This window comes from Candidatus Pelagibacter sp. Uisw_127 (assembly GCF_047722515.1).
Lineage (GTDB): Bacteria > Pseudomonadota > Alphaproteobacteria > Pelagibacterales > Pelagibacteraceae > Pelagibacter.
The window spans coordinates 605,807-631,968 of sequence record NZ_CP159815.1; the positions used below are offsets into that span (position 1 = coordinate 605,807).

General features: G+C 29.5%; 29 protein-coding genes and 2 tRNA genes. 10 read left to right on the forward strand and 21 right to left on the reverse strand.

Annotated elements, in window-relative coordinates:
* The 10 genes from serS to ABXT65_RS03415 are packed head-to-tail and all read right to left on the reverse strand — an operon-like array spanning window position 1 to window position 8,068.
* A complete protein-coding gene (serS, locus tag ABXT65_RS03370) occupies window positions 1-1,260 on the reverse strand; it encodes a serine--tRNA ligase (protein ID WP_415324137.1) in 1,260 nt (419 codons plus the stop codon).
* Window positions 1,253-2,017: a twin-arginine translocase subunit TatC gene (tatC, locus tag ABXT65_RS03375; protein WP_415324138.1), complete on the reverse strand. Its 765-nt coding sequence runs from the start codon at window positions 2,015-2,017 to the stop codon at window positions 1,253-1,255. The genes serS and tatC overlap by 8 nt, the downstream gene beginning before the upstream one ends.
* Window positions 2,004-2,225, reverse strand: a complete 222-nt coding sequence (tatB, locus tag ABXT65_RS03380; RefSeq protein WP_415324139.1) for a Sec-independent protein translocase protein TatB — start codon at window positions 2,223-2,225, stop codon at window positions 2,004-2,006. The genes tatC and tatB overlap by 14 nt, the downstream gene beginning before the upstream one ends.
* 5 nt (window positions 2,226-2,230) lie before the next feature.
* Window positions 2,231-2,527, reverse strand: coding sequence for a Sec-independent protein translocase subunit TatA (locus ABXT65_RS03385; RefSeq protein ID WP_415324140.1), 297 nt, complete (start codon window positions 2,525-2,527; stop codon window positions 2,231-2,233).
* A 42-nt stretch (window positions 2,528-2,569) separates the two neighbouring features.
* Window positions 2,570-3,262: an SMC-Scp complex subunit ScpB gene (gene scpB / locus ABXT65_RS03390; RefSeq protein ID WP_415324202.1), complete on the reverse strand. Its 693-nt coding sequence runs from the start codon at window positions 3,260-3,262 to the stop codon at window positions 2,570-2,572.
* 5 nt (window positions 3,263-3,267) lie between these two features.
* Window positions 3,268-4,008, reverse strand: coding sequence for a segregation and condensation protein A (locus ABXT65_RS03395; RefSeq protein ID WP_415324141.1), 741 nt, complete (start codon window positions 4,006-4,008; stop codon window positions 3,268-3,270).
* A gap of 8 nt (window positions 4,009-4,016) precedes the next feature.
* A complete protein-coding gene (locus tag ABXT65_RS03400) occupies window positions 4,017-4,964 on the reverse strand; it encodes a glycoside hydrolase family 3 N-terminal domain-containing protein (RefSeq protein WP_415324142.1) in 948 nt (315 codons plus the stop codon).
* On the reverse strand, window positions 4,957-5,220 hold the full coding sequence (locus ABXT65_RS03405; RefSeq protein WP_415324143.1) for a hypothetical protein: 264 nt from the start codon (window positions 5,218-5,220) through the stop codon (window positions 4,957-4,959). Before ABXT65_RS03405 ends, ABXT65_RS03400 begins: the two co-directional genes overlap by 8 nt.
* On the reverse strand, window positions 5,220-6,953 hold the full coding sequence (gene argS, locus ABXT65_RS03410) for an arginine--tRNA ligase (RefSeq protein WP_415324144.1): 1,734 nt from the start codon (window positions 6,951-6,953) through the stop codon (window positions 5,220-5,222). Before argS ends, ABXT65_RS03405 begins: the two co-directional genes overlap by 1 nt.
* On the reverse strand, window positions 6,953-8,068 hold the full coding sequence (locus tag ABXT65_RS03415) for a deoxyguanosinetriphosphate triphosphohydrolase (RefSeq protein WP_415324145.1): 1,116 nt from the start codon (window positions 8,066-8,068) through the stop codon (window positions 6,953-6,955). Before ABXT65_RS03415 ends, argS begins: the two co-directional genes overlap by 1 nt.
* Before the next feature lie 50 nt (window positions 8,069-8,118).
* Between ABXT65_RS03415 and ABXT65_RS03420 the strand changes: the two genes are divergently transcribed.
* Window positions 8,119-8,436, forward strand: coding sequence for a HesB/IscA family protein (locus ABXT65_RS03420; protein WP_168606297.1), 318 nt, complete (start codon window positions 8,119-8,121; stop codon window positions 8,434-8,436).
* Window positions 8,436-9,212, forward strand: coding sequence for an exodeoxyribonuclease III (gene xth / locus ABXT65_RS03425; RefSeq protein WP_415324146.1), 777 nt, complete (start codon window positions 8,436-8,438; stop codon window positions 9,210-9,212). The genes ABXT65_RS03420 and xth overlap by 1 nt, the downstream gene beginning before the upstream one ends.
* On the opposite strand, the gene ABXT65_RS03430 is transcribed toward xth, so the two are convergent.
* From ABXT65_RS03430 to ABXT65_RS03445, 4 genes are read right to left on the reverse strand one after another with little or no spacing between them, the layout of a single operon-like run.
* A complete protein-coding gene (locus ABXT65_RS03430) occupies window positions 9,204-10,202 on the reverse strand; it encodes an Ldh family oxidoreductase (RefSeq protein WP_415324147.1) in 999 nt (332 codons plus the stop codon). The two genes, xth and ABXT65_RS03430, sit on opposite strands and share 9 nt — an antisense overlap.
* Window positions 10,203-10,601 carry a Fur family transcriptional regulator gene (locus ABXT65_RS03435; protein ID WP_415303330.1) on the reverse strand — a complete coding sequence of 133 codons (399 nt, stop codon included), beginning with the start codon at window positions 10,599-10,601 and terminating at the stop codon, window positions 10,203-10,205.
* A gap of 24 nt (window positions 10,602-10,625) precedes the next feature.
* Window positions 10,626-11,429 (reverse strand): metal ABC transporter permease, encoded by an 804-nt coding sequence (locus ABXT65_RS03440; protein WP_271482635.1) that lies wholly within the window; start codon window positions 11,427-11,429, stop codon window positions 10,626-10,628.
* A complete protein-coding gene (locus ABXT65_RS03445) occupies window positions 11,430-12,176 on the reverse strand; it encodes a metal ABC transporter ATP-binding protein (RefSeq protein WP_271482637.1) in 747 nt (248 codons plus the stop codon).
* A gap of 72 nt (window positions 12,177-12,248) precedes the next feature.
* Between ABXT65_RS03445 and ABXT65_RS03450 the strand changes: the two genes are divergently transcribed.
* From ABXT65_RS03450 to ABXT65_RS03475, 6 genes are all read left to right on the forward strand, one after another.
* Window positions 12,249-13,307, forward strand: a complete 1,059-nt coding sequence (locus tag ABXT65_RS03450) for a zinc ABC transporter substrate-binding protein (RefSeq protein WP_415324148.1) — start codon at window positions 12,249-12,251, stop codon at window positions 13,305-13,307.
* Window positions 13,308-13,390: 83 nt separating this feature from the next.
* Window positions 13,391-13,612 carry a DUF6552 family protein gene (locus ABXT65_RS03455; protein ID WP_415324149.1) on the forward strand — a complete coding sequence of 74 codons (222 nt, stop codon included), beginning with the start codon at window positions 13,391-13,393 and terminating at the stop codon, window positions 13,610-13,612.
* A 13-nt stretch (window positions 13,613-13,625) separates the two neighbouring features.
* Window positions 13,626-14,273, forward strand: a complete 648-nt coding sequence (locus tag ABXT65_RS03460; RefSeq protein WP_415324150.1) for an aquaporin — start codon at window positions 13,626-13,628, stop codon at window positions 14,271-14,273.
* Between the two features lie 244 nt (window positions 14,274-14,517).
* Entirely contained in the window at window positions 14,518-15,477 is a 960-nt protein-coding gene (locus tag ABXT65_RS03465) for a hypothetical protein (protein WP_229704546.1), read from the forward strand.
* A 233-nt stretch (window positions 15,478-15,710) separates the two neighbouring features.
* Window positions 15,711-15,848, forward strand: a complete 138-nt coding sequence (locus ABXT65_RS03470; protein WP_415324151.1) for a hypothetical protein — start codon at window positions 15,711-15,713, stop codon at window positions 15,846-15,848.
* A gap of 12 nt (window positions 15,849-15,860) precedes the next feature.
* Entirely contained in the window at window positions 15,861-16,379 is a 519-nt protein-coding gene (locus ABXT65_RS03475) for a hypothetical protein (RefSeq protein ID WP_415324152.1), read from the forward strand.
* 3 nt (window positions 16,380-16,382) lie between these two features.
* On the opposite strand, the gene ABXT65_RS03480 is transcribed toward ABXT65_RS03475, so the two are convergent.
* Genes ABXT65_RS03480 through ABXT65_RS03490 form a run of 3 tightly spaced genes read right to left on the reverse strand, consistent with a single transcriptional unit; the run spans window position 16,383 to window position 21,933 of the window.
* Window positions 16,383-17,588 (reverse strand): sugar phosphate nucleotidyltransferase, encoded by a 1,206-nt coding sequence (locus tag ABXT65_RS03480; protein ID WP_415324153.1) that lies wholly within the window; start codon window positions 17,586-17,588, stop codon window positions 16,383-16,385.
* Window positions 17,588-19,306 (reverse strand): dihydroxy-acid dehydratase, encoded by a 1,719-nt coding sequence (ilvD, locus tag ABXT65_RS03485; protein WP_415324154.1) that lies wholly within the window; start codon window positions 19,304-19,306, stop codon window positions 17,588-17,590. Before ilvD ends, ABXT65_RS03480 begins: the two co-directional genes overlap by 1 nt.
* The gene (locus tag ABXT65_RS03490; RefSeq protein WP_415324155.1) at window positions 19,306-21,933 is read right to left on the reverse strand and encodes a valine--tRNA ligase; all 2,628 of its coding nucleotides are present in this window, start codon (window positions 21,931-21,933) and stop codon (window positions 19,306-19,308) included. The genes ilvD and ABXT65_RS03490 overlap by 1 nt, the downstream gene beginning before the upstream one ends.
* A gap of 127 nt (window positions 21,934-22,060) precedes the next feature.
* Between ABXT65_RS03490 and ABXT65_RS03495 the strand changes: the two genes are divergently transcribed.
* Window positions 22,061-22,134 (forward strand) — tRNA-Cys (locus ABXT65_RS03495).
* Between the two features lie 51 nt (window positions 22,135-22,185).
* Window positions 22,186-22,261, forward strand: a tRNA-Asn gene (locus ABXT65_RS03500).
* A gap of 150 nt (window positions 22,262-22,411) precedes the next feature.
* On the opposite strand, the gene ABXT65_RS03505 is transcribed toward ABXT65_RS03500, so the two are convergent.
* The 4 genes from ABXT65_RS03505 to ABXT65_RS03520 all read right to left on the reverse strand — a co-directional run bounded on the left by ABXT65_RS03505 (window position 22,412) and on the right by ABXT65_RS03520 (window position 26,115).
* Entirely contained in the window at window positions 22,412-22,783 is a 372-nt protein-coding gene (locus ABXT65_RS03505) for a helix-turn-helix domain-containing protein (RefSeq protein ID WP_415324156.1), read from the reverse strand.
* A gap of 172 nt (window positions 22,784-22,955) precedes the next feature.
* Entirely contained in the window at window positions 22,956-23,690 is a 735-nt protein-coding gene (locus tag ABXT65_RS03510; protein ID WP_415324157.1) for an amino acid ABC transporter ATP-binding protein, read from the reverse strand.
* 3 nt (window positions 23,691-23,693) lie between these two features.
* Window positions 23,694-24,965 (reverse strand): amino acid ABC transporter permease, encoded by a 1,272-nt coding sequence (locus ABXT65_RS03515; RefSeq protein WP_415324158.1) that lies wholly within the window; start codon window positions 24,963-24,965, stop codon window positions 23,694-23,696.
* Window positions 24,966-24,969: 4 nt separating this feature from the next.
* Window positions 24,970-26,115, reverse strand: coding sequence for an amino acid ABC transporter permease (locus ABXT65_RS03520; protein WP_415324159.1), 1,146 nt, complete (start codon window positions 26,113-26,115; stop codon window positions 24,970-24,972).
* Between the last annotated feature and the right edge of the window lie 47 nt (window positions 26,116-26,162).

A 26,162-nucleotide genomic window follows, 5' to 3' on the forward strand; every position in this document is an offset into this window, starting at 1 on the left:
TTAAATCTTATTGATTTTATCAATATTATTCATGTAAGGCTTTAAAACCTCAGGTACAATAATAGAGCCATCTTCCTGTTGATAATTTTCTAATATAGCAACCAACGTTCTACCAACTGCTAAACCACTACCATTTAGTGTTCCAACAAGAACTGTTTCTTTTTTATCATTTTTATATCTAGCCTTCATTCTCCTAGCTTGAAAAGAACCACATGAAGAGCAGCTTGAAATTTCTCTATATTTATCCTCAGATGGAAGCCATACCTCAATATCAAAAGTTTTTTCAGCACTAAAACCCATGTCCCCAGTACACAAAACAATTTTTCTATAGGGAAGATTTAGTAAATCTAATATTTTAGTGGCACAATCAGTCATTCTATCAAGTTCTGGTAAGCACTTTTCAGCCTCAACTATGCTTACCATTTCAACTTTGTAAAATTGGTGTTGCCTGATCATCCCTTTAGTATCTTTACCGTAACTTCCGGCTTCTTTTCTAAAACAAGGAGTTGAGGCAACCATTCTCATTGGAAGATTTTTTTTATCAACAATTTGGTCTTTAACTATATTGGTTAAAATTACTTCAGCTGTAGGAATTAAAAATTTCCTATCACTAGAGTCGTCAAGTTTGAGTTCAAATTGGTCATTATCAAATTTTGGCAATTGACCAGTTCCAAACATAGTTGAATCTGTGGCAATCAATGGGGGTGAAATTTCTTTATAGCCATTAATGTTAACGTGTGTGTCGAGCATAAAATTTGATAGTGCTCTTTCTAATAAAGCCAATTTATCTTTCACAAAGACAAATCTAGACCCCGTTGTTTTTGTAGCAAGATCAAAATCTAACATTCCTAAATTTTCACCCAATTCATAATGGGACTTAGGTTTAAATGTAAAGTTAGGTATTGTTCCTGATTTTGAAATTTCTATATTTGAGTTTTCATCTTTACCGATGGGTACATCTGAATAAGGTATATTTGGAATTGATGATAAAATAGTTTCCAACTGTTCCCTAACAACTGCTTGTAAGTTGTTAATTTTTTCAATCTCAGTAGAAATGTTTTTAGATTTTTCAAAAAGTGTTTTATCTTTTGATTTTGAAATATCTTTTTTTTCTTTTTCAAGTATTTCTCTTTGTTGGATAAACTTTCTATTACTTTCATCTAAGGATAAAATTTTATCCACATCAATATCTAGGTATCTTTTATCTAAAGCTTCTTTAAAGGCCCTAATATCATTTCTAATTTCTTTAATATTATGCATCTTTTTTATTTTTCTTTTCAATAATTTTTACAGAAAATATAGATAATTCATATAAAATCAATAATGGTATTGCTAGGCCAATTTGAGTTATGGGATCAGGTGGTGTTAATAGTGCTGCTGCTGCAAAAATCATTACAACAACATATTTTCTTTTGTCTTTAAGGAATTTAGCATCAACTATACCTACCCTAGCCAATAAGCTAAGAACAACTGGTAGCTGAAAGCTTATTCCAAATGCAAAAATTAATTTCATTACAAGTGAAAGGTATTCACTCACTTTTGCTTCTAATTGAATGGGTAACCCAGTTGAAGCACCTGTGCTTTCAAAAGAAAGAAAAAACTTTATGGCTAGTGGCATTATTAAATAATAGACAAGCATACCTCCTAAAAAAAATAATATAGGTGTTAAAACTAAATAAGGAACAATTGCAATTTTTTCATGTTTATAAAGTCCTGGTGCAATAAATTTCCATATTTGTACTAATATATAAGGACAGGTAACAAAGAATGCTGCGAAAAAAGAAACTTTTAAATATGTTAAAAATGTTTCCTGTAAAGCAGTAAAAATTAACCTTCTATCAGTTCCACTGTCATTTACTGCTTTAGCAAATGGTTCAACTAGAAAACCATAAATATGTTCTGAAAAAAAATAACATCCAATAAAAAAAAAGAATAAAAGAATAAAAGAATGAATTAACCTTTTTCTAAGTTCTGTTAAGTGACTTATAAAGCCACCTTCATTTTCAGACTTTGTCATTATCTTTTTTTTCTTCCACAGGTTTTTCAATTTCGTTAGAACCAATATCAAGGTCAGCTACTTCACTTTGTATATTACTAATATATCTTTTAGTTGTACCGATCCAGGATCCAACTTTTTTCAACATAAATGGGAAGTCCTTAGGACCTATAACAATTATTGCTACAGCTACTACCAGTAAAATCTCAAACCAGCCAATAGTGGGCATCTAATTTATTCTTTGTCTTTGATTTCTTGATTATTTTCAGAAACGTTTTTAGGTTCTGGCTCATCCGTTAAATCTGTATTATTTTTAGAAACGTTTTTAGGTTCTGGCTCATCCGTTAAATCTGTATTATTTTTAGAAACGTTTTTAGGTTCTGGCTCATCCGTTATATCTGTTGCCATACCTTTTTTAAAACTTTTGATACCTTTAGCTACATCACCCATTAAACTAGAGATTTTACCTCTGCCAAATAATAGGACAACTAAGATAACTACTATTGCTATTTGCCAAATTCCAATGCTCATAAAAATTTATACCCCTTTTAGATTTAATTTTAAAGTAACTTTTTATTTTTCTTCCTCAGGACTAAGTGTTCCACCTAGCATTTCATCTATATTTTCATAGATGTCTTCTTTCTTTTTTTCTTGTTTTTCTTTGTAAAATTTACCTGTGCCAAATATTGCATTATCTATATTGGTACTATCAATTAAGCCAGCCGATCCTAATTCATCAACAGTTGGTAAATCTGATAATTTTTGAAGACTAAAATGACTTAAAAAATCAACTGTAGTTCCATACTGAATTGGTTTACCAGGAACATCTTTGCGTCCCTGAGGTTTAACCCAATTTAATTCCATTAGTATATCAAGTGTATTAGTTCCAAAAGCTACACCTCTGATTTCTTCAATTTCAGCTCTAGTTACAGGTTGGTGATAAACAATAATAGCAAGCGTTTCAATGGCTGCTCTAGATAGTTTTTTTTCAACAGTTTTTTCTTGTGACATCAGGTTTGATAAATTTTCAGAAGTTCTGAATGACCATCTTTTTGAAATGCAGACTAAATTGATACCTCTTGTGGAATATTCTATTTGAAGTTTTTCTAAAGTTTTCAAAACATTAATTTTTTTAGAAATCTTAGACTCTATTGTGTCGATATCAAGAGGCTCTAATGCAGCAAAGACAATAGCCTCAACTTCTCTTTCACCATTATTTAGTTTTTTTGGAAATTTTACAATGTTGGTTTTTAAATCTTTATTTATTTTAGTCACTTTATCTCCTTAACATATAATTCATCAAATAAGTTTTCTTGTTTTATTGTAATATTGCCTTCTTTAACAAGCTCAAGAGATCCAGCAAAAATTCCAGCTTTGCCTGTTTTTTTATATTTCATGCCATCTTTAAAATTTTTGGGTATTAAATCGTTAATATTCTTCCAATCCATCAATTTACCAAAAAATTCCCTAATACGCTTTATACCATCCTCTGTAGTAAACACTGGTAGTTTGGGTATATTCATTCTTTGGAAGTCTTTTGTCATGATAATACCAGAATATGTTTTCAACAACTCATAAAGATTTAATTTATACTCAGTACTATAAATCGATCGAATATTCCCTTTAATTCCTCTTAAACGAATTTCTCTACCCAATCTTTTTCTTTTTAACATTTGATCTGAAAGAAGGCGTATTAATTCTAATTTTTTTAATTGTAATTTTAATTGTTCGGCAACTTCTAATAATTTAAATTCTTCCTCAGGATTTCCAGGTAATAAAAGTTTAGATTTTAGATAAGTCAACCAGGTTGCCATTAATAAATATTCTGATGCAGTCTCTAAATTAAGATTTTTTTCATTTGTAATAAAATCATGAAATTGATCTGCCAATAATGTTATAGAAATATTTTCTAGATCTACTTTTTGTGCTTTAGCTAAATCTAACAGAACATCTAAGGGGCCTTGATAGTTTTCAAGATCAACATTAAAATTATTAGAATCAGTATCAGACATATTAAATATTAACTTATAATCTTATAAAATTGTGATGTTTTTTTAATTATAAACTTACTTATTAAGGGTGAGTTAATCGCAACATCACCCATTTCCTTAATGTTACCATTACAATGAAGAACTAAATCACAACCCGCATTAAAAGCCCTCAAAGTATTAACTTTAATTGAACTTTTTAAACTTTTCATGGATATATCGTCTGACATTATTATGTTCTTAAATTTGATATTATTTCTTATTAGTTGAATTATTTTTTTTGAGTGCGTTGCTGTATTAGTCTTATCTATATTTGTGTAAATTATATGCGCAGTCATAGCAAAAAAGCTAGACTTTTTTTTGAAAGTTGAAAAATCATTTTTTATCAAATATTTTAAATTTTTATTAACTGTCGGTGTTAATTTGTGACTATCTACTTTAGCCAAGCCATGACCGGGAATATGCTTAATAACAGTTCCTATGTTATTTGAGTGAAAGTTATTTATGCAAAAATCACCTATTGTTGAGACAATTTTTGGATCTTTTGAAAATGATCTATCACCAATTATTGAACTAGAACCTTTTAACCTTAAATCAAGAACTGGCAGAGTGTTAATGTTTGCTCCAATCGATTTTAATAAGAAAGATGTCTGTTTTATAAAAATTTTATAATAATTATAAAACTTTTTCTTATCCTTTAAATAAAGTTTACCAAAAAATTCGCCTGTCAAAGAATCTGCATTGAAAAACTTTTTTAATCTATTAACTCGCCCACCCTCTTGATCAATCAAAATAGGGTAATTTTTATCTTTAAATATTTTTTTTATATGATCTGTTAATTTTTTGGCCTGTTTTAACGATGTTATATTTCTGGAAAAAAGTATTACACCCCAAGGTTTATATTCCTGGAGGAATTTTTTTTCTTTAACAGATAAAGCTGTAGATTTAATCCCAGTTATAAAGCTTCTTCTGTTATTCATTATTGTTTATTAACTTCCAAAAATTATAATTTTTTTTATTTTTATCTATAGTTTTTTCAACATATTCAACTATATCCACAGTATCACTTTTTAATAAAATTATATTTTGAGAGTAATTAATAATTTTTTCATCTACTTGTTTATAAGATCTATAAGAATTTTTTTTATTATCATCTGAAAAATAATATTTTAATGATAAGAAAAAAAACAATGTGATAACTAATAGATATAAAAGGTATTTTAATTCTTTTAGCATTACATTTTTTCTGGTGTATCAACACCAACAATATTCATTCCTGATCGAATTACATTAGATATAACTTTTAAAAAAACTAATTTATCATTAGGTATTTTTTTTTGATCGTTAATAAATCTTTTACTTGGATCATCTTTACCCATATTCCAATAAGAATGAAATTCAGATGATAATTCATATAGATAAACTGGAATTCTATGAGGTTCCAATCTTAAACTAGCGACCTCAATACATTTAGGCCATTCAGCAATCTTTTTTAAAATCTTTATTTCATCATTAGAATATTGAAAATTATATTCGCTGATGTTTAAATCTTTATTAATGTCTAAATCAACATGTCTGAAAACGGATGATATTCTGGCAAAACAATATTGCACATAATAAAGTGGGTTATCTTTTGACTTTTCTTTAACTTTTTCAAAATCAAAATCTAACTCAACATCACTACTTCTATTAAGCATTATAAATCGTGTTGCATCTTTACCAACTTCTGAAATCAAATCTTCTACAGTGATATAGTCACCTTTTCTTTTGGACATTTTAAAAGGTTTGCCATCTTTAATTAGCTTAACTAGCTGACTAACTTTACAAACTAACTTTTTCTTACCACTAGAAAGAGCTTCTACAACTGAAGTAATTCTTTTTATATATCCTGCGTGGTCAGCTCCAAGTATGTTGATAAGTACATCGTAGCCTCTGTTAAGTTTATTATTATGATATGCAACATCACTAGCGAAGTAAGTCCAAGATTTATCAGATTTTTGTAAAGCTCTATCTTTATCATCACCGAAATCTGTTGATTTAAATAGAAGTTGTTCTCTTTCTACCCATTGATCATCATTCTCTCCTTTTGGTGCCTTGATTTTTCCCTCATAGACAAAGTTTTTCTCTTTTAAATTTTGAATTACTTTTTCAACTTCTTTATTTAAAACAATTTCAGTTTCACTTGTAAATTTATCGTGAACTATCCCCAAATTAGCTAAATTATTTTTAATTAACTTTAAAGACTCTGCCACAGATAATAATGTTAATTCTTTAGAAATGTCTTCAAATTTATCAAATTTTAAACTTTTATTCTTATCAATAATATTTTTTGCGATGCCTATTAAATAGTCGCCAGGATAAAGATCTGGATTATCAACTGGAAACTTTTCACTGTTAAGAATTTCCCTAATTCTATGAAAGACAGATTTTGTAAAATTTATAATTTGGTTACCATAATCGTTTACATAATATTCTTTGGAAACATCATGTTTGTTAAAAATTAATATATTAGAAATAACATCTCCTAAGATTGCACCACGACAATGACCAACATGTAGTGGACCCGTAGGATTGGCAGAAACAAATTCTATAAGGTATTTTTGTTTTTTTTCTTTGATATTTACTCCAAAATTTTTATAATTTTCATTAACATTTTTAATAAAGTTATTCCAATATATTGCTTTAAATTTAATATTGATAAAGCCGGGTTTTGCTACTGATATAGTTTCAATTTTTTTATCCTCCTTTTTGATTAAACCAATTAAGGTGTTTGCAATATCAATTGGGGATTTTTTGTTAGCCTTTGAGAGTACCATCGCTACATTTGTTGATATATCGCAGTCAAAATTTGATGGTGGTATATCTACATTAATTCCTTTTAATGATTCGGGTATTTCTAAAGAACCATCTTTATTTAGTTTTTTAATCAAAATTATTATTTTATCTAAATAGAGATCAAAAATGTTCATTAAATACTTTTGTTTAAATTGATTGCATACCTATCTGTCATACCTGAAATAAAATCGGCAATTGCTCTATTGGGGTCATACTTTAATTGATCAGCATTTAAGAATTTTTTGGGCTTATTTTTAATTTTATAAAAAAGTTTATTAACAATTTTTTTCCCATGATTATTTTTTAATAATACTTTCTTATTGTTGTACATTTTGCTTCTTAGAAAAAACCTAACTTCTTTTTCAATCTTTAGAAATTTATTAGAAAAACATACTATAGGATTATCTAATTTATAAACATCATTTAAAGATTTGATCCTATTGGTTTTTAAATTACTTTTAGTATTTTTAATTAAATCTCTAACCATTAAATCAATTGAATCTCGTATTATTTGATATATCAAAATATCTTTATTATTATTTTTAATATTATTTTTGTGAGATTTATAAATATCTTTAAAAAAATTAATTTCAATCAAGTCGTTTAAATCAAACATTTTGGCTTTGATCCCATCTTGTATGTCATGGTTATTATAGGCAATGTCATCAGAGATTGCTGATATTTGTGCTTCCAATGATCCAGAGTTAGTAAAATTTATTTTATTCTTAAAACTTTTCAATCCTATCAGCCTCTTAACTGTAGAGAGATCTTCAATTGGACCATTGTGCTTTAATAATCCATCTAAAGTTTCTAATGTTAAGTTTAGGCCTTTAAATTTAAGGTATTTATGCTCAAGAAACATAATTATTCTTAAAGTTTGAAGATTGTGATCAAAGCCTCCAAAGTTAACCATGCATTCATTAAGAGCATCTTCTCCAGCATGTCCAAACGGTGTATGCCCTAAGTCGTGAGCCAAACTTAAGGTTTCAGCCAGATCATCGTTTAAACCTAAATGTTTAGCTATTGATCTTGCAATTTGCGCAACTTCAATTGAATGGGTAATTCTAGTTCTAAAATGATCCCCTTCTGTATTAACAAAAACTTGTGTTTTATGCTTTAGCCTTCTGAATGAGGCACTGTGAATAATCCTATCTTTATCTCTTTGAAATGGTGTTCTATAAAGTGAATTGGCTTCTTTAAAAATACGACCTTTGCTTTTAGATAGAGCTAAATTTGAGTAATTATTCATACTTTAAATTTAATAAATTGATATTATATTAGTAATATCAGTGTTGTTATATGATTAAAGAAATTAAATTTACAGATAAAGCTATAAAACAGATTAATAATTTGTTGTCTCAAAAAGATCCAGGGTCATTTTTTAGAATCGCTATTAAAGGTGGTGGTTGCTCAGGTTTTCAATATGAGTTTACTTTTGACAAAAAATTAGAAGCAGATGATTTAAAGCATGAAAATATTCTCATTGATAAAACTTCAGCAGACTTATTAAAAGGTTCAGAAGTGGACTTTGTCTCAGAACTAATTGGTGATCAATTTAAAATCTCTAACCCACAAAGCAAATCTTCTTGCGGTTGTGGTGTTTCGTTCTCCATATAATGATTATCACATCTTGGAATGTTAATTCTGTTAGAGCAAGAATTGAAAATATTAAAGAATACCTTCAAAAATTTTCTCCTGATGTTGTTATGATGCAAGAGATTAAAACTCAAGATGAAACTTTTCCTTATGATGATTTTTCAGCATTAGATTATGAAAGTCATGTATTTGGACAAAAAAGTTATAACGGAGTTGCTATTATATCTAAACATAAACTAGAAAATGTTAGAATAGATTTGATTAAGGATAAGTTAAAACAATCAAGAATCATTTCAGCAGAATTAAAACATAAGAAAAAAAATATTCAACTGATTAACATTTACACTCCAAATGGTAATCCTGTAGATACTGATAAATATACTTATAAAAAAGATTGGTTAGATACTTTGATTAAACAACTAAAAACTCTTTCAAAGAAAAATGAAAATATTATTTTAGCAGGTGATTTTAACATTCTTCCTTCAGCAGAAGATGCTTATAATATTAAAGGGTTTGAAGATGACGCTTTATACAGACTTGAGATAAGAAAAAAATTTAGAGAAATGATTAATCTAGGTTTTCATGATGCTTACCGTCATATTCATGGTGAAATTGAAGGTTATACTTATTGGGATTATATGAGGGGTGCTTGGCAGAAAAATAATGGGTTAAGAATTGATCACTTCTTAGTATCAAATTCTTTATTAAATATAGTTAAGAATGTTAATATTAATAAAGACCCCAGAGGAAAAGAGAAACCTTCTGATCACACACCTATTGAAATTGAATTAACTTAAAGATTTAATTTTATTAACAAGTTCTTCATTAATATTCCTTGGACCTTTGTCTAATCTATTTTTATGCCTTCTTTCACCTGGAAGTCTAACACCATCCATAGCTGACATTTTACTAAAAAACTCATCAGCATGTTTATCCCAACCTTTACCAGAAATTTTCTCAGGTGAGATGGCTATAATAAATTCTCCACCACTTGGAGGACCACCATCGTTATTATCTTTAGCAGCAGTTTCAAAACTAAAATTTTCACCAATTAATGCGCCAGCTAATAATTCAACCATCATTGCTATACTAGATCCTTTATAACCACCAAAAGGAAGTATAACTCCACCATCAGCAATTTCTCCTGGATCAGTTGTTTCTTTACCTTCTTTAGTTAAACCTGTTCCAAGAGGAACTTTGTGTCCTTCTCTTTTTGCAATCTGAACTTCACCCATTGCCATTGAGGCAGTTGCCATATCGTAGACAACCGGAGTTTTACCAGGTCTAGGCCAAGCAAAAGAAATTGGGTTTGTTCCATACAAAGGTTTTGTAGCACCCGCTGGAGCAACAGCTGGCTTATAAGATGTACAAGCAATACCAACAAGTCCTGCCTCTGCAATAGCTTCAGTTTCAGGCCAAAGAGCTGCCATGTGATGTGAATTTTTTATAGCAAGAACTGCTACACCGTTTTTTTTGGCTAAATCAATAACAGCAGGTAATCCTAAACTTAAAACCATAGGAGCAACTGCATTATTACCTAATACTTTAATAATACTTGGAGCAACATTTTCTAATTCAGGTCTTGCTTTACCATTAATCTTTTTACTTTTTAAACCAGCCACATAAGCTGGCAATCTAAACAAACCATGAGAAACAGAACCATCTCTTTCAGCTCTCATAATAGTATCTGCTAGGATACTAGCATTTTCTTCATCACAACTATTAGCTAATAATGTTTTTTTAGCTAATTCTAAAATTTCATTTAATGTTAAGGATACTGTGCTCATTTATTTTGCTTTACATTTTTTGCATAAACCAAAAAACTCTAAATTATATTTATTATATTGCATTCCGGTATTGTCTTCAAAATTAGTTAAATATTTTGAAAGTTTTGGATTATTAATTTCAGAAACATTTTCACACTTATTACATATTGAAAAAGCCGTTGCTTGTGAAATTTCACAACTTGAACTTTTACATGCTATAAAAGCATTTCTACTTTCTACTTTATGTATTTTTCCTATTTCGATCAGCTTATCTAATGCCCTGTAAACTTGTAATGGAGCTTTAATTCCCTTTTTTTGAACATTAAATAAAATAGAATAAGCCTTAAGTGGTTCTTTAGCTTTTTCTATAAAATCAAAAATAATTTGTTGATTTTTTGATAGATTGATTTCTTTATGCATAATCGAAAGTTTAACAATAACTCATTAGTTTTTCAATTTAATCGACTGTTTTATATTTAGTAAAGATAAAATAAATAAGATCAAGGACGCTACAATTATTGAGGGTCCCGAGGAAGTATTAAACTCTAATGAAGAAAATAATCCCAAAATTACAGACAATAATCCTCCTATAACCGAGTAAATTACCATTTTTTGTGGACTGTCTGACATATTTCTAGCCATTGCAGCGGGGATAATCAACATTCCAGTAATCAATAGCAATCCTACCATTTTAATTGATATGGCAATAACGGCAGCTAGTAAAATTGTAAATATAGCTTTTGATCTATCAGGATTCAAACCTTCGGCTTCAGCTAATTCATAATTAACAGTAGAGGCAAATAAAGGTTTCCAAATTAATTTAAGTATAACTAAAATTATAGCACCACCACCCCATACAACAAATATATCATTAGTTGTTACAGCCAATATATCTCCAAATAATAGTCCCATGATATCAAATCTTATAAAAGTTAAAAAACCAATTACTACCAATCCAACAGCTAATGAAGAGTGAGCTAAGAGACCAAGTAAAGCATCACCAGGTAAATTAGTTTTTTTTTGAAGCTGTATTAATATTAAGGCTATTACTGATGAAATCAAAAATACTGAAAGAGCAATATTTAGATCAAATGTATATGCCATTGTAACACCCAGTAATGCTGAATGAGAAAGTGTATCACCAAAATAAGATAATCTTCTCCAAACAACAAAACATCCAAGTGGTCCTGCAACTAAGGCAATTCCAATTCCAGCCACCAATGCTCTTACAAAAAAATCATCAAACATTTAATTTTTTTTTATCCTGCCTTCATCAGAATGCTCGTGATCATGTTTATGCTCATAAACTGAAAGGATCTGAGACGCTTGTTCTCCAAATAAGGTTTTATATTCACTATTTTTTGCAACATCAATAGGTGAACCTGAACAACAAACATGGCCGTTTAAACAGACAACATGGTCTGTTGCAGTCATTACCGTATGTAAGTCATGTGAAATCAATAAAATTCCACAATTTAAAGTATCTGATATTTTTTTAATTAATGCATACAACGCTATCTCACCAGTATAATCGACACCTTGAACTGGTTCATCAAGTACTAACAGTTCTGGTTTTTTTGAAATAGCTCTAGCAAGCAAAACTCTTTGAAACTCCCCTCCAGATAAATTACCTAAATTTTTATTTTTAAGATGCATTACTCCAGTTAATGATAAAGCTTCATTAATCTGATCATCCTTAATATTTTCAGTTAAAACCATAAAGTCTTTAACTCTGAGTGGTAATGTCCAATCTATTGAAATTTTTTGAGGAACATATCCAATTTTATTAGTATTTTTTTCAATACTTCCTTCAATATTTTTATAAATACCTAATGCAATTTTGGCAGTTGTACTTTTTCCTGAACCATTGGGACCAATGAGAGTTACAATTTTACCCTTCTCAACTTGTAGAGATACATCTTCTACTAGCCATTTATTATTTTGGCGAAAACCTGCATTATTTAATTTAACTAATATATTATTATCTGAATTCATTTATCTATTGACATTTAAATGTTATATTATTACATACTGTTATATTATAACAACCATTAAAATATTTAAATTATGAAAAAACTAAAAAAAATATCATTTATTCTATCAATTTTATCATTATTAACGATCTTTACACCAGCTAATGCTGAAATAAAAGTAGTTACATCAATTAAACCTATTCATTCATTAGCGAGTTATCTTATGGATGGAGTTGGAAAACCAGATTTAATTGTAGATGGTTTTAACTCACCACATGGATTTTCTATGAAACCATCTCATGCAAAAATGTTGCAAAATGCAGATCTTATCTTTTGGATAGGTGAAGATTTAGAAAGTTTTTTAGAAAAACCATTAAATTCAATTGCAAAAAAAGCTGAAAAAATTGAATTAATTGAAATTAAAGGTTTGAATGTATTAAAGTTTAGAGAAAGAAATATTTTTGATGAGCATGACCATGACGATCACGCTAAAAAAGAAGATGATCATGACGACCATGACGATCACGCTAAAAAAGAAGATGATCATGACGACCATGACGATCACGCTAAAAAAGAAGATGATCATGACGACCATGACGATCACGCTAAAAAAGAAGATGATCATGATGACCATGAAGGACATGGGCACGGTGAATACGATCCCCACGTTTGGTTAGATCCTATTAATGCAAAAGTTATTTTAAAAGAAATGACTGAGCATTTAATCGAAAATGATTCAAAAAATGCATCTACTTACAAAAGTAACTTAGATAAAGCACTTAAAGATATAGATAAACTTACTATGGATGTAATGACTGAATTAAATGAAAGTACTTCATCTATTGTTTTCCATGATGCATATCAATATTTTGAAAAAAGATTTAATGTAAAAATATTGGGTGCTTTTACAGTTAATACTGACGTAATGCCTGGTGCAGAACAATTATCAGAAATTAGAGAAATAATTGAACATGATAAAGTAAAATGTATTTTCTCAGAACCTCAATTTAATCCTGATATAATAAAGGTAGTTGCTAAAGATATGAATATTAAAACTGGTGTTGTAGATCCACTTGGAGCTACTTTAAACCCAGGAAAAGATTTATATTTTGATCTAATTAGAAATATGTCTGCTTCATTTAAAGGTTGTTAATTTAGGGGATTTTATAAATTAAGATTTTAGTTTCCTCTATAATTGTAATAAATTAGTAATAAAACTTACATATAGAGGACACTATGTTTATTAAAAAATACCTTAAATGGATCAGTACCGCTTTAATATTAACTGGAATATTATTAACTAATTTAAATATCTACCCTATTAACATCTACTTCCATGGTCTTGGAGTTATTGGTTGGACAATAGCTGGATTTGTATCAAAAGATAAAGCAATATTAACTAATTTTGGTTTGCAAATACCATTATTCTTAATTGGCATTTATAAAATTATAATTTAATCATTATTAGATTATGAAAAATAGAATTTTCATTGGTGAATTTATAGGTAGTTGTTTTTTAGTAATGATTATTGTTGGCTCTGGAATAATGGCTGAAAATCTAACAAATGATAATGCTTTAAGACTTACTGCAAATACGCTTGCAACTGGAGCTGGGTTATTTGTCTTAATAACGGCTTTTGCAGAAATTTCAGGCGCTCACTTTAATCCTTTTGTAAGTTTAGCAATGTATTTAACCAAAAAAATTAAAGGAAAACTTTTAATCACATACATTCCAGCTCAAATATTGGGCTGCTTATTAGGTGTAATGTTAGCTAATCTATTTTTTGAACATAATATAATTGAATTATCTACAAAAAGTAGAGGTGGCTTTCATATATTTCTAGCAGAAATTGTAGCTACTTTTGGTCTGATATTTATTATTTTTGCAACTTTAAAAGATAGTAAAACAACAATTGCAGCTTGTGTTGCAACATATATTACAGCTGGTTATTGGTTTACTTCTTCAACATCTTTTGCAAATCCAGCAGTAGCAATAGCAAGAACTTTTACAGAATCGTTTACTGGTATTAATTATCTTAATACACCAACCTATATAATTGCAGAATTAATTGGTGCATTGATTGCTGTATTATTAATAAAAAAATTACTTTTAAAGTAGACATAATTTTTCAATAATGTATTCAGAAGGAATCATCCCTCATTGAAACTATTATGTTGAATTCTCTGTATAGACTTCAACTTTGAATAATATAATAGTCAATGAATCAACTCTCCACAAAAAATATTAATAAATTTACCTATAGATAAAATTTCTCTTCTCTATTAAATCGAGTTCAAGAATAAGAATCATTCGAAATGGAAAACAATAAAGATAAATAAAAAATAGGAAAAATAAGATGGAAATGACAACAATATATACGATCATCGGTTTTGCTTTAGCGGGATATAGCGTTATAGCAAATGATTCAATTCAAACGCTTGGAACATTTATAGCGTCAAAACAAAAATGGTTTAAATGGTATACGCTTGCTAGTGCAGCATCATTTGTGATGATACTTGCAATCACATGGGGCTGGTACAGTAATGCTGGTGATATATCTTACGGAAGATTAACTAGAATTCCTTTCCAAGAAATACAGTGGTATCATGCTGTGGCTCCTGGAATACTTTTAGTATTAACAAGAATAGGTATACCTGTTTCAACTACCTTTTTAGTTCTGTCAGCATTTGCATCAACTGTAGTGCTTGAAAAAATGCTTATGAAGAGTGTTGTAGGATATGGCTTAGCAGCTGTTGCAGCATACATTTGTTGGATAGTAGTATCTAAATTTATCAATGAGAAATTTGATGAAGTTGAAGATAAATGGATAGGTTTTTGGAGAAACTCAGTATGGGTAACTTCTGCTTGGTTATGGTGGGTTTGGTTATCTCACGACGTAGCAAACATTGCAGTTTATCTACCAAGACAAATAGATGTAAATTTATTATTAATTGTTCTTGCATACTTTACAGCTCTTCTTTTTTATATCTTCTACATAAACGGAGGAACAATTCAAAAAGTTGTTTTAGATAAAACTGGAACTAGATACGCAAGATCAGCAACAATAATTAATGTAATTTATGCTGCTGTTCTTTACTACTTTAAAGAACTTAATGATTTACCAATGTCAACAACATGGGTATTTGTTGGTTTGTTGTGTGGTAGAGAGCTTGCAATATCTACAATGAATAAAGACTATAAATTTAAGTATGTCTTTCCTTTGATTGGTAAAGACTTTCTTAAAATGACTATAGGATTGACGGTGTCAGTTGCAATTGTACTTGCAATTCACTACATCATTATTCCAAATAATTGGTTTTAAATATTAATTATGTGGTCGTATTAATATTATTTAATACGGCCATATTTGTTTTTAAAAAAAGTTTAAAAAGATCTCTACTTAATTAAATAAGTTTAAAATAGCTGAACACTTGTAGAACTTTATCTAATTCTGCGGTATAGTTATCTTTCAAATCTCCGCAATCATTTCAGCTATCTGCTGACCATCAAAAAATAAATTTAACAATTTAAAGTGTCAAAATTATGTTTTTGAAAATGATAAAAATACTCTGTTTTATAGGCATACATGACTACAAAACGTTAAATATTGAGTTTGGTTTTGGACCAACAGATAGAGTTACAACACTTGAGTGCAAAAGATGTGGTTACACTACAATTAAAGGAGGTAAATAAAAAATACTTGTCATGAAAAGTATTGAAAGAAATATAGATATAAGAAGATATCTTAATTGGTCAAGAATAGTTAAGGGCAAACCCATACATATAAGGTTGTATGAATTAATTTATTACGAATTACTTATAATGTGGTTTGAGATGAATAAACCTCCTTTAAGAAGATTAATTTATGAAACTATTAACTCTCAAGACTTTGAAGAAAATTTTGTAAGAGGAAAAATTTTTCAAAAATATATAGATGAGGTTTTAGAAACACCATGTGAAGATGGTTCTGGATATTATAACCCTGACTCAAGAGAAATTCTAACAGAAATTAATATTAAAGAATTATATGATATTAAATTTTTGATAAAAGACGAATTGGATAATGTAAAAATGATTGATAGATACAATGGGATATTCACATTTTGTAAAATTTATGAAAAATGGTGTTTAGAAAAAAAAGCTAAACAGGTTGAGGATATAACAAAAAAAGAAAGATTTGACGTAACATTAGATCTGCCATTAAAAATTTCTGAAAAACCTTAAAATCTATTTTACTCTGCCATATACGTCTTGATACCTAACAATATCACTCTCTTTTAAAATTGAGCCAACTTGAGCTTCAATAATCTTAACAGGTTTATTACCAGGATTTTTAATTCTATGAATTGCTTCTAATGGAATGAATATATGATCGTTTTGTTTTTTAGAAAAGCTATCTTTATTAAGTGTAATTTTGGGAGTTCCTTGAGTTACCAACCAATGTTCTGATCTATGATGATGTTTTTGTAAACTTAAAATACCTTTTGGTTTAACGAATAACTCTTTAATTAAAAAACCTTTACCTTCAAACAAATTAACGTACCTACCCCAAGGTCTGTAATAAACATTTTTTTTCTTGTAATATTTATTCTTATTTTTATCATACATTTTTAAGATCTCTTTCCAGCTGCCAAGATCTGACCAAAGAATGTCTAATTTAATAGCATTAATTTGTTTGGTTTTTTCTAAAATTGCATAATCAAAAGACTTTGCTGTAGTCTTTTCAAATGATGCTTTATTTAAGTAATAAATATTATCCTTAAGTTTAGCTTTTAAAACAGCATTAACACAATTTTTATATATTGTAGGTTGGTACTTTTTAAAGTTATTGATTATTGAATCTTTTCTCAAAAAAAACATTCCAGAATTCCAATAACCCTTTTGTTTGATAACTTGTTTGGCTTTAGCTTCTTTTGGTTTTTCAATAAATTTTGTTACTTTATTAATATTTCCTTTAACTTTTTTTGTTATAAAATAACCATATTCACTTGATGGTGATGTTGGTTTAATCCCAAAGATGAATATATTTTGATCTGTTAAATTGTCTTTATTTTTATTTATAGCTTTATTAAAAATACTAGCTTTTTCAATTAAATGGTCAGCTGCAAAAAACATTAAGGGTTGCTCATTTGGAATGTCTTTAATTAATGCAGATGAAAGAATTGCTGGTGCTGTATTTCTTTTTGCAGGCTCTAAAACAATTTTATATTTACTTATCTTATGTTTCTTAAGATGTTTTTTTACCTCTTTTAAATATTTAAGATTTGTACTTATGATTGGTGCATCAAAAGTTGAAGATTTAACTCTATCAAGAGTTTTTCCTAATAAAGTCCAATTACCAAAATCAATAAATTGTTTTGCTTGATGATTTTTAGAATTAGGCCAAAGTCTAGTCCCTGCTCCGCCACATAAAATAACGGGTCTAATTTTCATTAAATATCAGCGTAAACTTTTACTTCTTTTCTTTTACCAGGATGTGTTGGTGCACCTAAATAAGCAGGACCTACTGTTTGAGCATATTTCCAAATAGTTCCAGATCCAAAGCTTGATTTTTTTGGTTTCCACTTTTTACGTCTTGCAGCTAATTGTGACTTAGTTAATCTAACATTAATCGTTCCCTTTTTAGCATCGATATCAATAATGTCTCCATTACGTAATAAAGCTAAAGGGCCTCCTAAAGCTGCCTCAGGACCAACATGACCTACACAAAAGCCTCTTGTAGCACCAGAGAACCTGCCGTCAGTAATTAGAGCAACTTTCTCACCCATGCCTTGTCCATAAATGGCACCCGTTGTTGAAAGCATTTCTCTCATACCAGGGCCCCCTACTGGACCTTCATAACGAATTATAATTACATCACCTTCTTTATATTTTTTATTTTGAACTGCAGCCATTGCAGCTTCCTCATTATCAAAACATCTTGCTTTGCCAGTGAATTGTAATTTCTTTAATCCAGCAATTTTAACAATACCACCGTCTGGTGCTAAGTTACCCTTAAGACCAACAACACCACCATCTGGAGAAAGAGGATTATCATAAGCTCTTAAAACTTTTTGTTTAGGGTTAAATTTAATATTCTTTAAGTTTTGTTTCATAGTCTTTCCTGTAACGGTCATACAATCACCATGAACAAATCCACCATCATAAAGTGTTTTTAATAACATCGGAACCCCACCAGCTAACCACATATCTTTTGCAACATATTTTCCACCTGGTTTTAAATCAGCAAGGTAAGGAGTTTTTTTAAATATTTTAGCAACATCCATTAGATCAAATTTAATTCCAATTTCATTTGCAAGTGCTGGTAAATGTAAAGCAGCATTAGTTGATCCACCCGTAGCCGCTACAATTGTTGCAGCATTCTCTAAAGATTTTTTTGTAACAATATCTCTTGGACGAATATTTTTCTGTAATAAGTTCATTACAGTCTTTCCACTTAATAATGCATACTTATCACGTTCTTCGTATGGAGCGGGTGTTCCAGCCGAATAAGGTAAGGCTAAACCTATAGCTTCAGAAACGCAGGCCATAGTATTTGCAGTAAATTGTCCTCCACAAGCACCTGCACTTGGACAAGCAACAAGTTCTAATTTTCTTAATTCTTTTGCGGACATTTTACCTGCAGAGTGTTTTCCAACTGCTTCGAAAACATCAACAACTGTTACATCTTTACCTTTATATTGACCAGGTAGGATTGAACCGCCATAAATAAATACACTTGGAACATTTAATCTAACCATTGCCATCATCAAAGCTGGTAAGGATTTATCACAACCAGCAATACCTACTAATGCATCATAACAATGACCACGAACAGTAAGTTCTGTTGAGTCAGCTATAATTTCACGAGATACTAAAGAAGATTTCATTCCTTCGTGTCCCATTGCAATACCATCAGTTACAGTAATTGTGCAAAATTCTCTAGGCGTTCCACCAGAAGCTCTCACACCTTTTTTAACCGATTGAGCTTGTCTCATTAAAGCAATATTACAAGGAGCGGCTTCATTCCAAGTTGATACAACGCCAACAAAAGGTTTTGCTACATCTTTTTCAGTTTCACCCATCGCGTAGTAAAAAGATCTATGTGGGGCTCTATCAGGGCCCAATGAAGTATGTCTGCTTGGTAATTTTTTTTTATTAAATTTTATCATTATAAACTTTCTATTGTTACTGATATTCTTTTAATATCATTTTCTAAATTATTATAATTAGTTTTTTCTTGTTCAACAATCTCTTTTGGTGCTCTATCAACAAATCCTTTATTATCCAATCTTTGTGATATTTTATTCATTTCTTCTTGGTATTTATTTTGTCTAGTTGTTAAACTTTCTTTAATTAACTCTAAATTAACATCCTCTGCAAAATACACTTTAAATAAATCACCAGAAACCATCAATGTAGCAGCAGGTTTTTTTAAATCTTTATCAAATAGATTGTTAATTCGACCTAATTTTTTTAGAATGATTTCATTTTCAACAAAGAATGATTGTTCATTTTTACTAATGCCTTCTATGGAAATATCAATAAATGATCCCGGACTTACACTTAATTCATTTTTAAATGATCTTAATTCAGAGATAATACTAATAATCTTTTCAACTTGATTTGTGCTTGAATCCCTCTCTGATTTACCAATTGGCCAATTAGCTAACATTAAAAAATCTTTACCAGAATTATCAAACTTATTTTTAAGCCAAATTTCCTCTGTAACAAATGGTATAAAGGGATGAAGCAATATAAGTATTTGTTTAAATATATAAGCTGAAACCTCTCTAACTTCATCTTTTGCTTTTTCATTTTCAGAAAATAGTATTGTTTTAGATAGTTCCAGATACCAATCACAATAAGAGTGCCAAGCAAATTGATATGCATTTTTTGCAGCTTCATCAAACCTATAATCTTTTAAGTTTTTTTCAATTTTGTCTTTAGTTTCAATTAACTCTGAATAAACCCATTTATTAATATTAATTGTTAAATTTGGTATTTTATCAATTTTTGCAAAATCACAATTATTAGTAATTAAAAAATTATTAGCATTCCATAATTTATTTAAAAAGTTTCTGTAACCTTTAACTCTATCTTCAGAAAGCTTTACATCCGTTCCTGGAGAAGCCATTGAAAGTAAAGTAAATCTTAATGCATCAGCACTATATTTTTCAATTAAATCTAAAGGGTTAATTACATTTCCTTTTGACTTAGACATCTTCTGACCTTTCTCATCTTTAACAAGGGCATGAACATAAACATCTTTAAATGGTTCTTTATCTAAAAATTCCATTCCAAACATAATCATTCTAGCAACCCAAAAAAATATAATATCAAAACCTGTAACTAGAACTGATGTTGGATAAAACTTATCAACATATTCTTTATTATCTGGCCAACCAAGTGTTGCAAAAGGCCATAGACCAGATGAAAACCAAGTATCTAAAACATCTGGATCACGAATTAAATCTACATCTTTTTTATAATATTTTTTAGCATCTACTTTTGCTTCATCCTCATTTATTGCAACAAAGATTTTTTTATCAGGACCATACCAAGCAGGTATTTGATGACCCCACCATAGTTGTCTTGAAATACACCATGGCTCAATATTGTTCATCCATTGAAAATAAGTTTTTGACCAATTAGCTGGGAAAAAATTAGTTTTTTTAGAATTAACAATTTCCTTTGCTTTAACAGATAATTTTTTTGCATCAACAAACCATTGCTCAGTTAAAAATGGTTCAATAATTGAATTAGATCTGTCTCCATAAGGAACATTGTTTTTAATATTTTCTTCTTTAACAAAAAATTCTTTTTTTTTAAGTTCTTTTAAAATTCTCTTTCTAGCTTCAAATCTATCAAGCCCAATATAATCTTTTGGAGCATTATGGTTAATTTTACCAGCTTCCGTAAAAATATTTATAATTTCTAAATTATTTCTTTGTCCCACTTCATAGTCATTAAAATCATGAGCTGGTGTAATTTTTAAAGCACCTGTACCTTGCTCTGGATCGGCATAATCATCTTCAATAATTTTAATTTTTCTACCCACGATTGGAATAGTAGCAGTTCTACCAACAAATTTTTTAAAGCGATCATCTTTTGGGTTAACAGCAATAGCAGTATCACCCAGCATAGTTTCAGGTCTTGTTGTGGCTATAGTAATAAAATCACTAGTGCCATCTATTGGGTACTGAATATAATAAATTTTAGAATTCACCTCTCTTTGGTCAACTTCTAAATCTGAAATTGCAGTTTTTAATACGGTGTCCCAATTAACTAATTTTTCTGCCTTATAAATTAAACCTTTTTTGTGAAGTTCGACAAAAACTTTTAATACTGACTTAGAAAGGTTTTCATCCATCGTAAAAGCATTTCTAGACCAATCACATGAACACCCTAATTTTTTGAGTTGATTTAAAATTATATCACCATGTTCTTGTTTCCATTCCCAAACTTTTTCTATAAACTTTTCTCTTCCAATTTCATTTTTATCAATGCCTTCTGCAGTTAATTTTTTCTCAACTAAAGCTTGTGTAGCAATACCGGCGTGATCTGTTCCAGGTTGCCATAATGTTTCATAATTATTCATACGATGATACCTAACAAGAAGATCTTGAATTGAATTATTTAGGGCATGCCCCATATGAAGACTTCCAGTTACATTTGGTGGCGGTATTACTACAGAAAATTGTTTCTTATTTTTAGTGGGTTTAAATAAATCATTTTTTTCCCAATAAGAATAAATCTTATCTTCAACGTCTGTATGTATATATTTATCGTTACTCATAATGCTCATAACTTTATAATTTAATAATATGAATTAACAATAATCATTTTGAAAGCTTATTTGGTAGACTAATTTTATATATTTAATATATAAAAGGGTCTCTATTTGTTTTAAAATGAGATGTGATGGCAACGTGGCGGAATGGTTACGCAGAGGATTGCAAATCCTTGTATCCCAGTTCGATTCTGGGCGTTGCCTCCAAAAAAAAATCTTGTTTTAGTCTTAAAAAAAAGTAAGTTGTGTTTTTAATATTCCTCGGTAGCTCAGTTGGTAGAGCAGTTGACTGTTAATCAATTGGTCGTAGGTTCGAGTCCTACCCGAGGAGCCATAAATATTACCTTCAAATTTTTTAATATATTTAACTGAAAATTTTTAGAATTATAAATATGAATTTTGGTAGTGATTTTTAATTCTTAGATGATTTTAAATAAAGATTTTAATAATAAAATTTTTAAAGGGTCTTAAAGTTAATACTTATTTATACTGCTTTTGAAAATCCAATAGCTGAACTTTGTAAAGATTTACTAAACTTCAATTTTTGATCATTATTTAGTTCTGAATAAAGCTTAACTAAAAAATTATAGTTAATATGCGTGTGACCATCTTGAGTTCTTTCAGTATTTATTAAATATTCTGAAAAATCTTCAAAAAAATAATTAACTGGTACTTTTAAATAATTTGCTAATTGAAGTAGTCTTATTGAGCTAACTCCATTAGTTCCTTTTTCATATTTTTGAATTTGTTGAAATGTAACGTGGATTGCTTTTGCAACTTTTGTTTGTGTGAGACCTAAAGCTAATCTTCTTAGCTTTAATTTATTACCTAGATGTTTGTTAAAATTATCTTCCATTAAGACCCCTCTTAAATTAAATTTAAAAAATCTATTGAACTAATTTTTAGAAGTTATGGCAATAGAAAAGTTTTTTTATTTTGTAGTATTTGCTGTAAAAACTGAAAGTGTGTCAAGATATTATATAATAATTTTAACGAGTAGTTTGGTTAAACCAAATTAAAAAACGAAGCTATAAAATTTGGCTTAGAAAAAGCTTTGTACGTTCATTCTTTGGATTAGCAAAAAAATCACTGGTTGTTGCTTTTTCTACAATCATACCTTCATCCATAAAAATCATTTGATCAGCTACTTCTTTTGCAAATCCCATTTCGTGCGTTACAACAATCATAGTCATCCCTTGTTTTGCTAAATTTACCATAACATCAAGTACTTCTTTGATCATCTCAGGATCCAAAGCAGAGGTAGGCTCATCAAATAACATTATCTTAGGTTCCATACAAAGAGCCCTAGCGATAGCAACTCTTTGTTGCTGTCCACCAGAGAGTTGTCCTGGGAATTTTTGAGCTTGATCTAAAATTTGCACTCTTTCAAGGTGTTCTAATGCTAATTTTTCTGCTTCTTTTTTAGACATTTTTTTAACCCATATTGGAGCTAGTGTACAGTTGTCAAGAATTGATAAATGTGGAAATAAATTAAACTGTTGAAATACCATTCCAACTTCAGCTCTAACTTGTTCTATATTTTTCGTGTCTTCAGAGATTTCAGTGCCATCTACGATGATTGATCCCTTTTGATGTTCTTCAAGTCTATTAATGCATCTAATTAAAGTTGATTTTCCCGATCCTGAAGGTCCACAAACTACAATTTTTTCTTTTGGTTTAACCTCAAGGTTTATTTCTTTTAAAACTTGAAAATCACCGAACCATTTATTTACATTTTGAATTTTAATGATTGAATCTGACATAATTTATCTATCTGTTTTATATTTTAATTCTAATTTTTGACTATATTTACTCATACTGTAACAAATAATCCAGAATATTATTCCAGCAAACACATATCCTTCCATTGAAAAGCCTAACCATTTTGGATTTGTTTTAGCTAAATTTAACATTCCAACTAATTCTAAAAGACCAACAACAAATATTAATGGTGTATCTTTTATAAGAGCTAAGAATGTATTGGCTATACCTGGAATTACTAATTTTAGAGCCTGAGGAAGAATAACAAACACATGCATTCTCCAATAACCCATACCAAGGGATTTTGCAGCATCATACTGACCTCTGGGTAGAGCTTGCAGTCCACCTCTTATTACTTCAGCTGTATAAGCGGCTTCAAATAATGTGATCGCTACAACAACTCTAATTAGTTTATCTATATAGGTGCCTTCAGGCAAAAACATAGGGAACATTACTGCTGACATAAAAAGTACAGTAATTAAAGGAACACCTCTCCAGAATTCAATAAAAGAAAGTGATGAATATTTAATAATAGGTAAATTAGATCTTCTACCCAATGCCAACATCATGCCCAAAGGGAAACAAAAAATTAGAGAGAAGAAGGATACCATGAAGGTTAGAGATAAACCTCCCCAAGCACCTGTCTCTACCCACTCTAACCCAAAAGAACCTCCAGAAATTATATAATAGATCAGGGCAAAAGAAATAATAGGTAATAAAAGAGTGTAATAAAGTGAAAGATAATTTTTAAGCCTAGTTGGAACAAAAAAACCAGCTGCCATAAATACAAGAACAGCAATAAATGTAACGTTAACTCTCCATTGTTCTGCGTTAGGGTACATCCCATACATAAACCTATTAAACCAAACTTTGATATAAACCCAACATGCACCACCACCTGTACACGCTTCTTTGGTATTTCCAACAATAGTAGCATCAAAAATAAACCAATTTAATAAAGGGGGTAATCCAAAAATTATAAGCAAAATTATAGATACACTTAAAACAGCATTAAAATTACTAGTATTAATATTTTTATTTATATTATCTAAAATTTTTATACCTGAGAATTCAATTCTAATAAAATGAAGACCAATAACTGCAAAAATTAATGGAATAAAAAAATTAATAATCCTAGGTAAAAAAGAAGTAATGTTTGTATTTAAAAAGTTATTTAAATAAAAATCAAGAATTCCAAATGTAAAAAACACCGTACCCAGCGTAAGAAATAAAGGTAAACTATTATTATCTGGTTTTAATAAATTAATTTTTTTCATAATTTTACTTCTCTTGTATTGCTATTCTTTTATTGTACCAGTTCATTAATAACGAAATACTCAAACTAATAGTCAAATAAGTTGCCATTGTAATACCTACAATTTCTATAGCTCTACCCGTTTGCATCATCGCTGTTCCAGCAAAAACTAAAACTAAATCAGGGTATGCAATGGCTGCCGCTAGAGATGAGTTTTTAGTTAAATTTAAATATTGGTTCGTAGTAGGCGGTATAATAATTCTTAATGCTTGAGGCATAACTACTAATTTTAAAACCTGACCTGGGGTAAGACCTATTGAGGCTGCCGCCTCTTTTTGACCCTTACCAATACCTTGAATTCCTGCCCTAACATTTTCGGCAATAAATGTTGCTGTATAAAGTGTAAGTGCCAGAGTAAGAGCAATTAATTCAGGAGGAATCTTTAAACCACCGTCAAAAGTATATGACGATTGAGACATTTGCCTGATCACAGGAAAACTCCAAGATAAATCCACACCACCAATTAAAAAAGTTAATAATGGTAATCCTATAAAAATTGCTAATGAGATTATTAACACTGGTAATCTTTTACCTTCTTGTTCTTGTTTCTTTTTTGCATACCTTGCAAAGAAAAAAATTATGATCATTGCAATAATTATTGTTGTAAAGAAAACATCAAAATTTGTCCAAATTGGAGCTGGTGTGTAAAGTCCTTTGATTGTCATAAAAGATGAGTTTAATAACATAGGAGCGTCTTCAAGCATTGGTAAGGCTCTTAACGCAGCAAAGTACCAAAAGAAAATCTGTAATAATAAAGGAATATTTCTAAAAAATTCTATGTAAAAAGAAGCTGTTTTTCTGATTAAATAATTTGGTGATAAGCGCGCAACACCAACGATAGCACCTAGTAGAGTGGCTAAAATAATTCCTATAAAAGCAACAAGAAGTGTGTTTAGCAGCCCAACTAAATAGGCTCTGGCGTATGTATGAGAACCATCATAATCTATTAAAGAAAATTGTATATCAAAAGAAGCTTGAGTTTTTAAAAACCCAAAACCAAATTCTAAACCTCTTGCACCCATGTTCTCTTGGGCGTTCATGGTAAAGAAACCAAATACTATTACTATAAATAGTAAAGTTAATAGTTGAGGTAGGATTTTTTTTAATTTCATTTGTGAAGTATTATAAAAAAAGGGCCAGATAAATCTAGCCCTTTTTA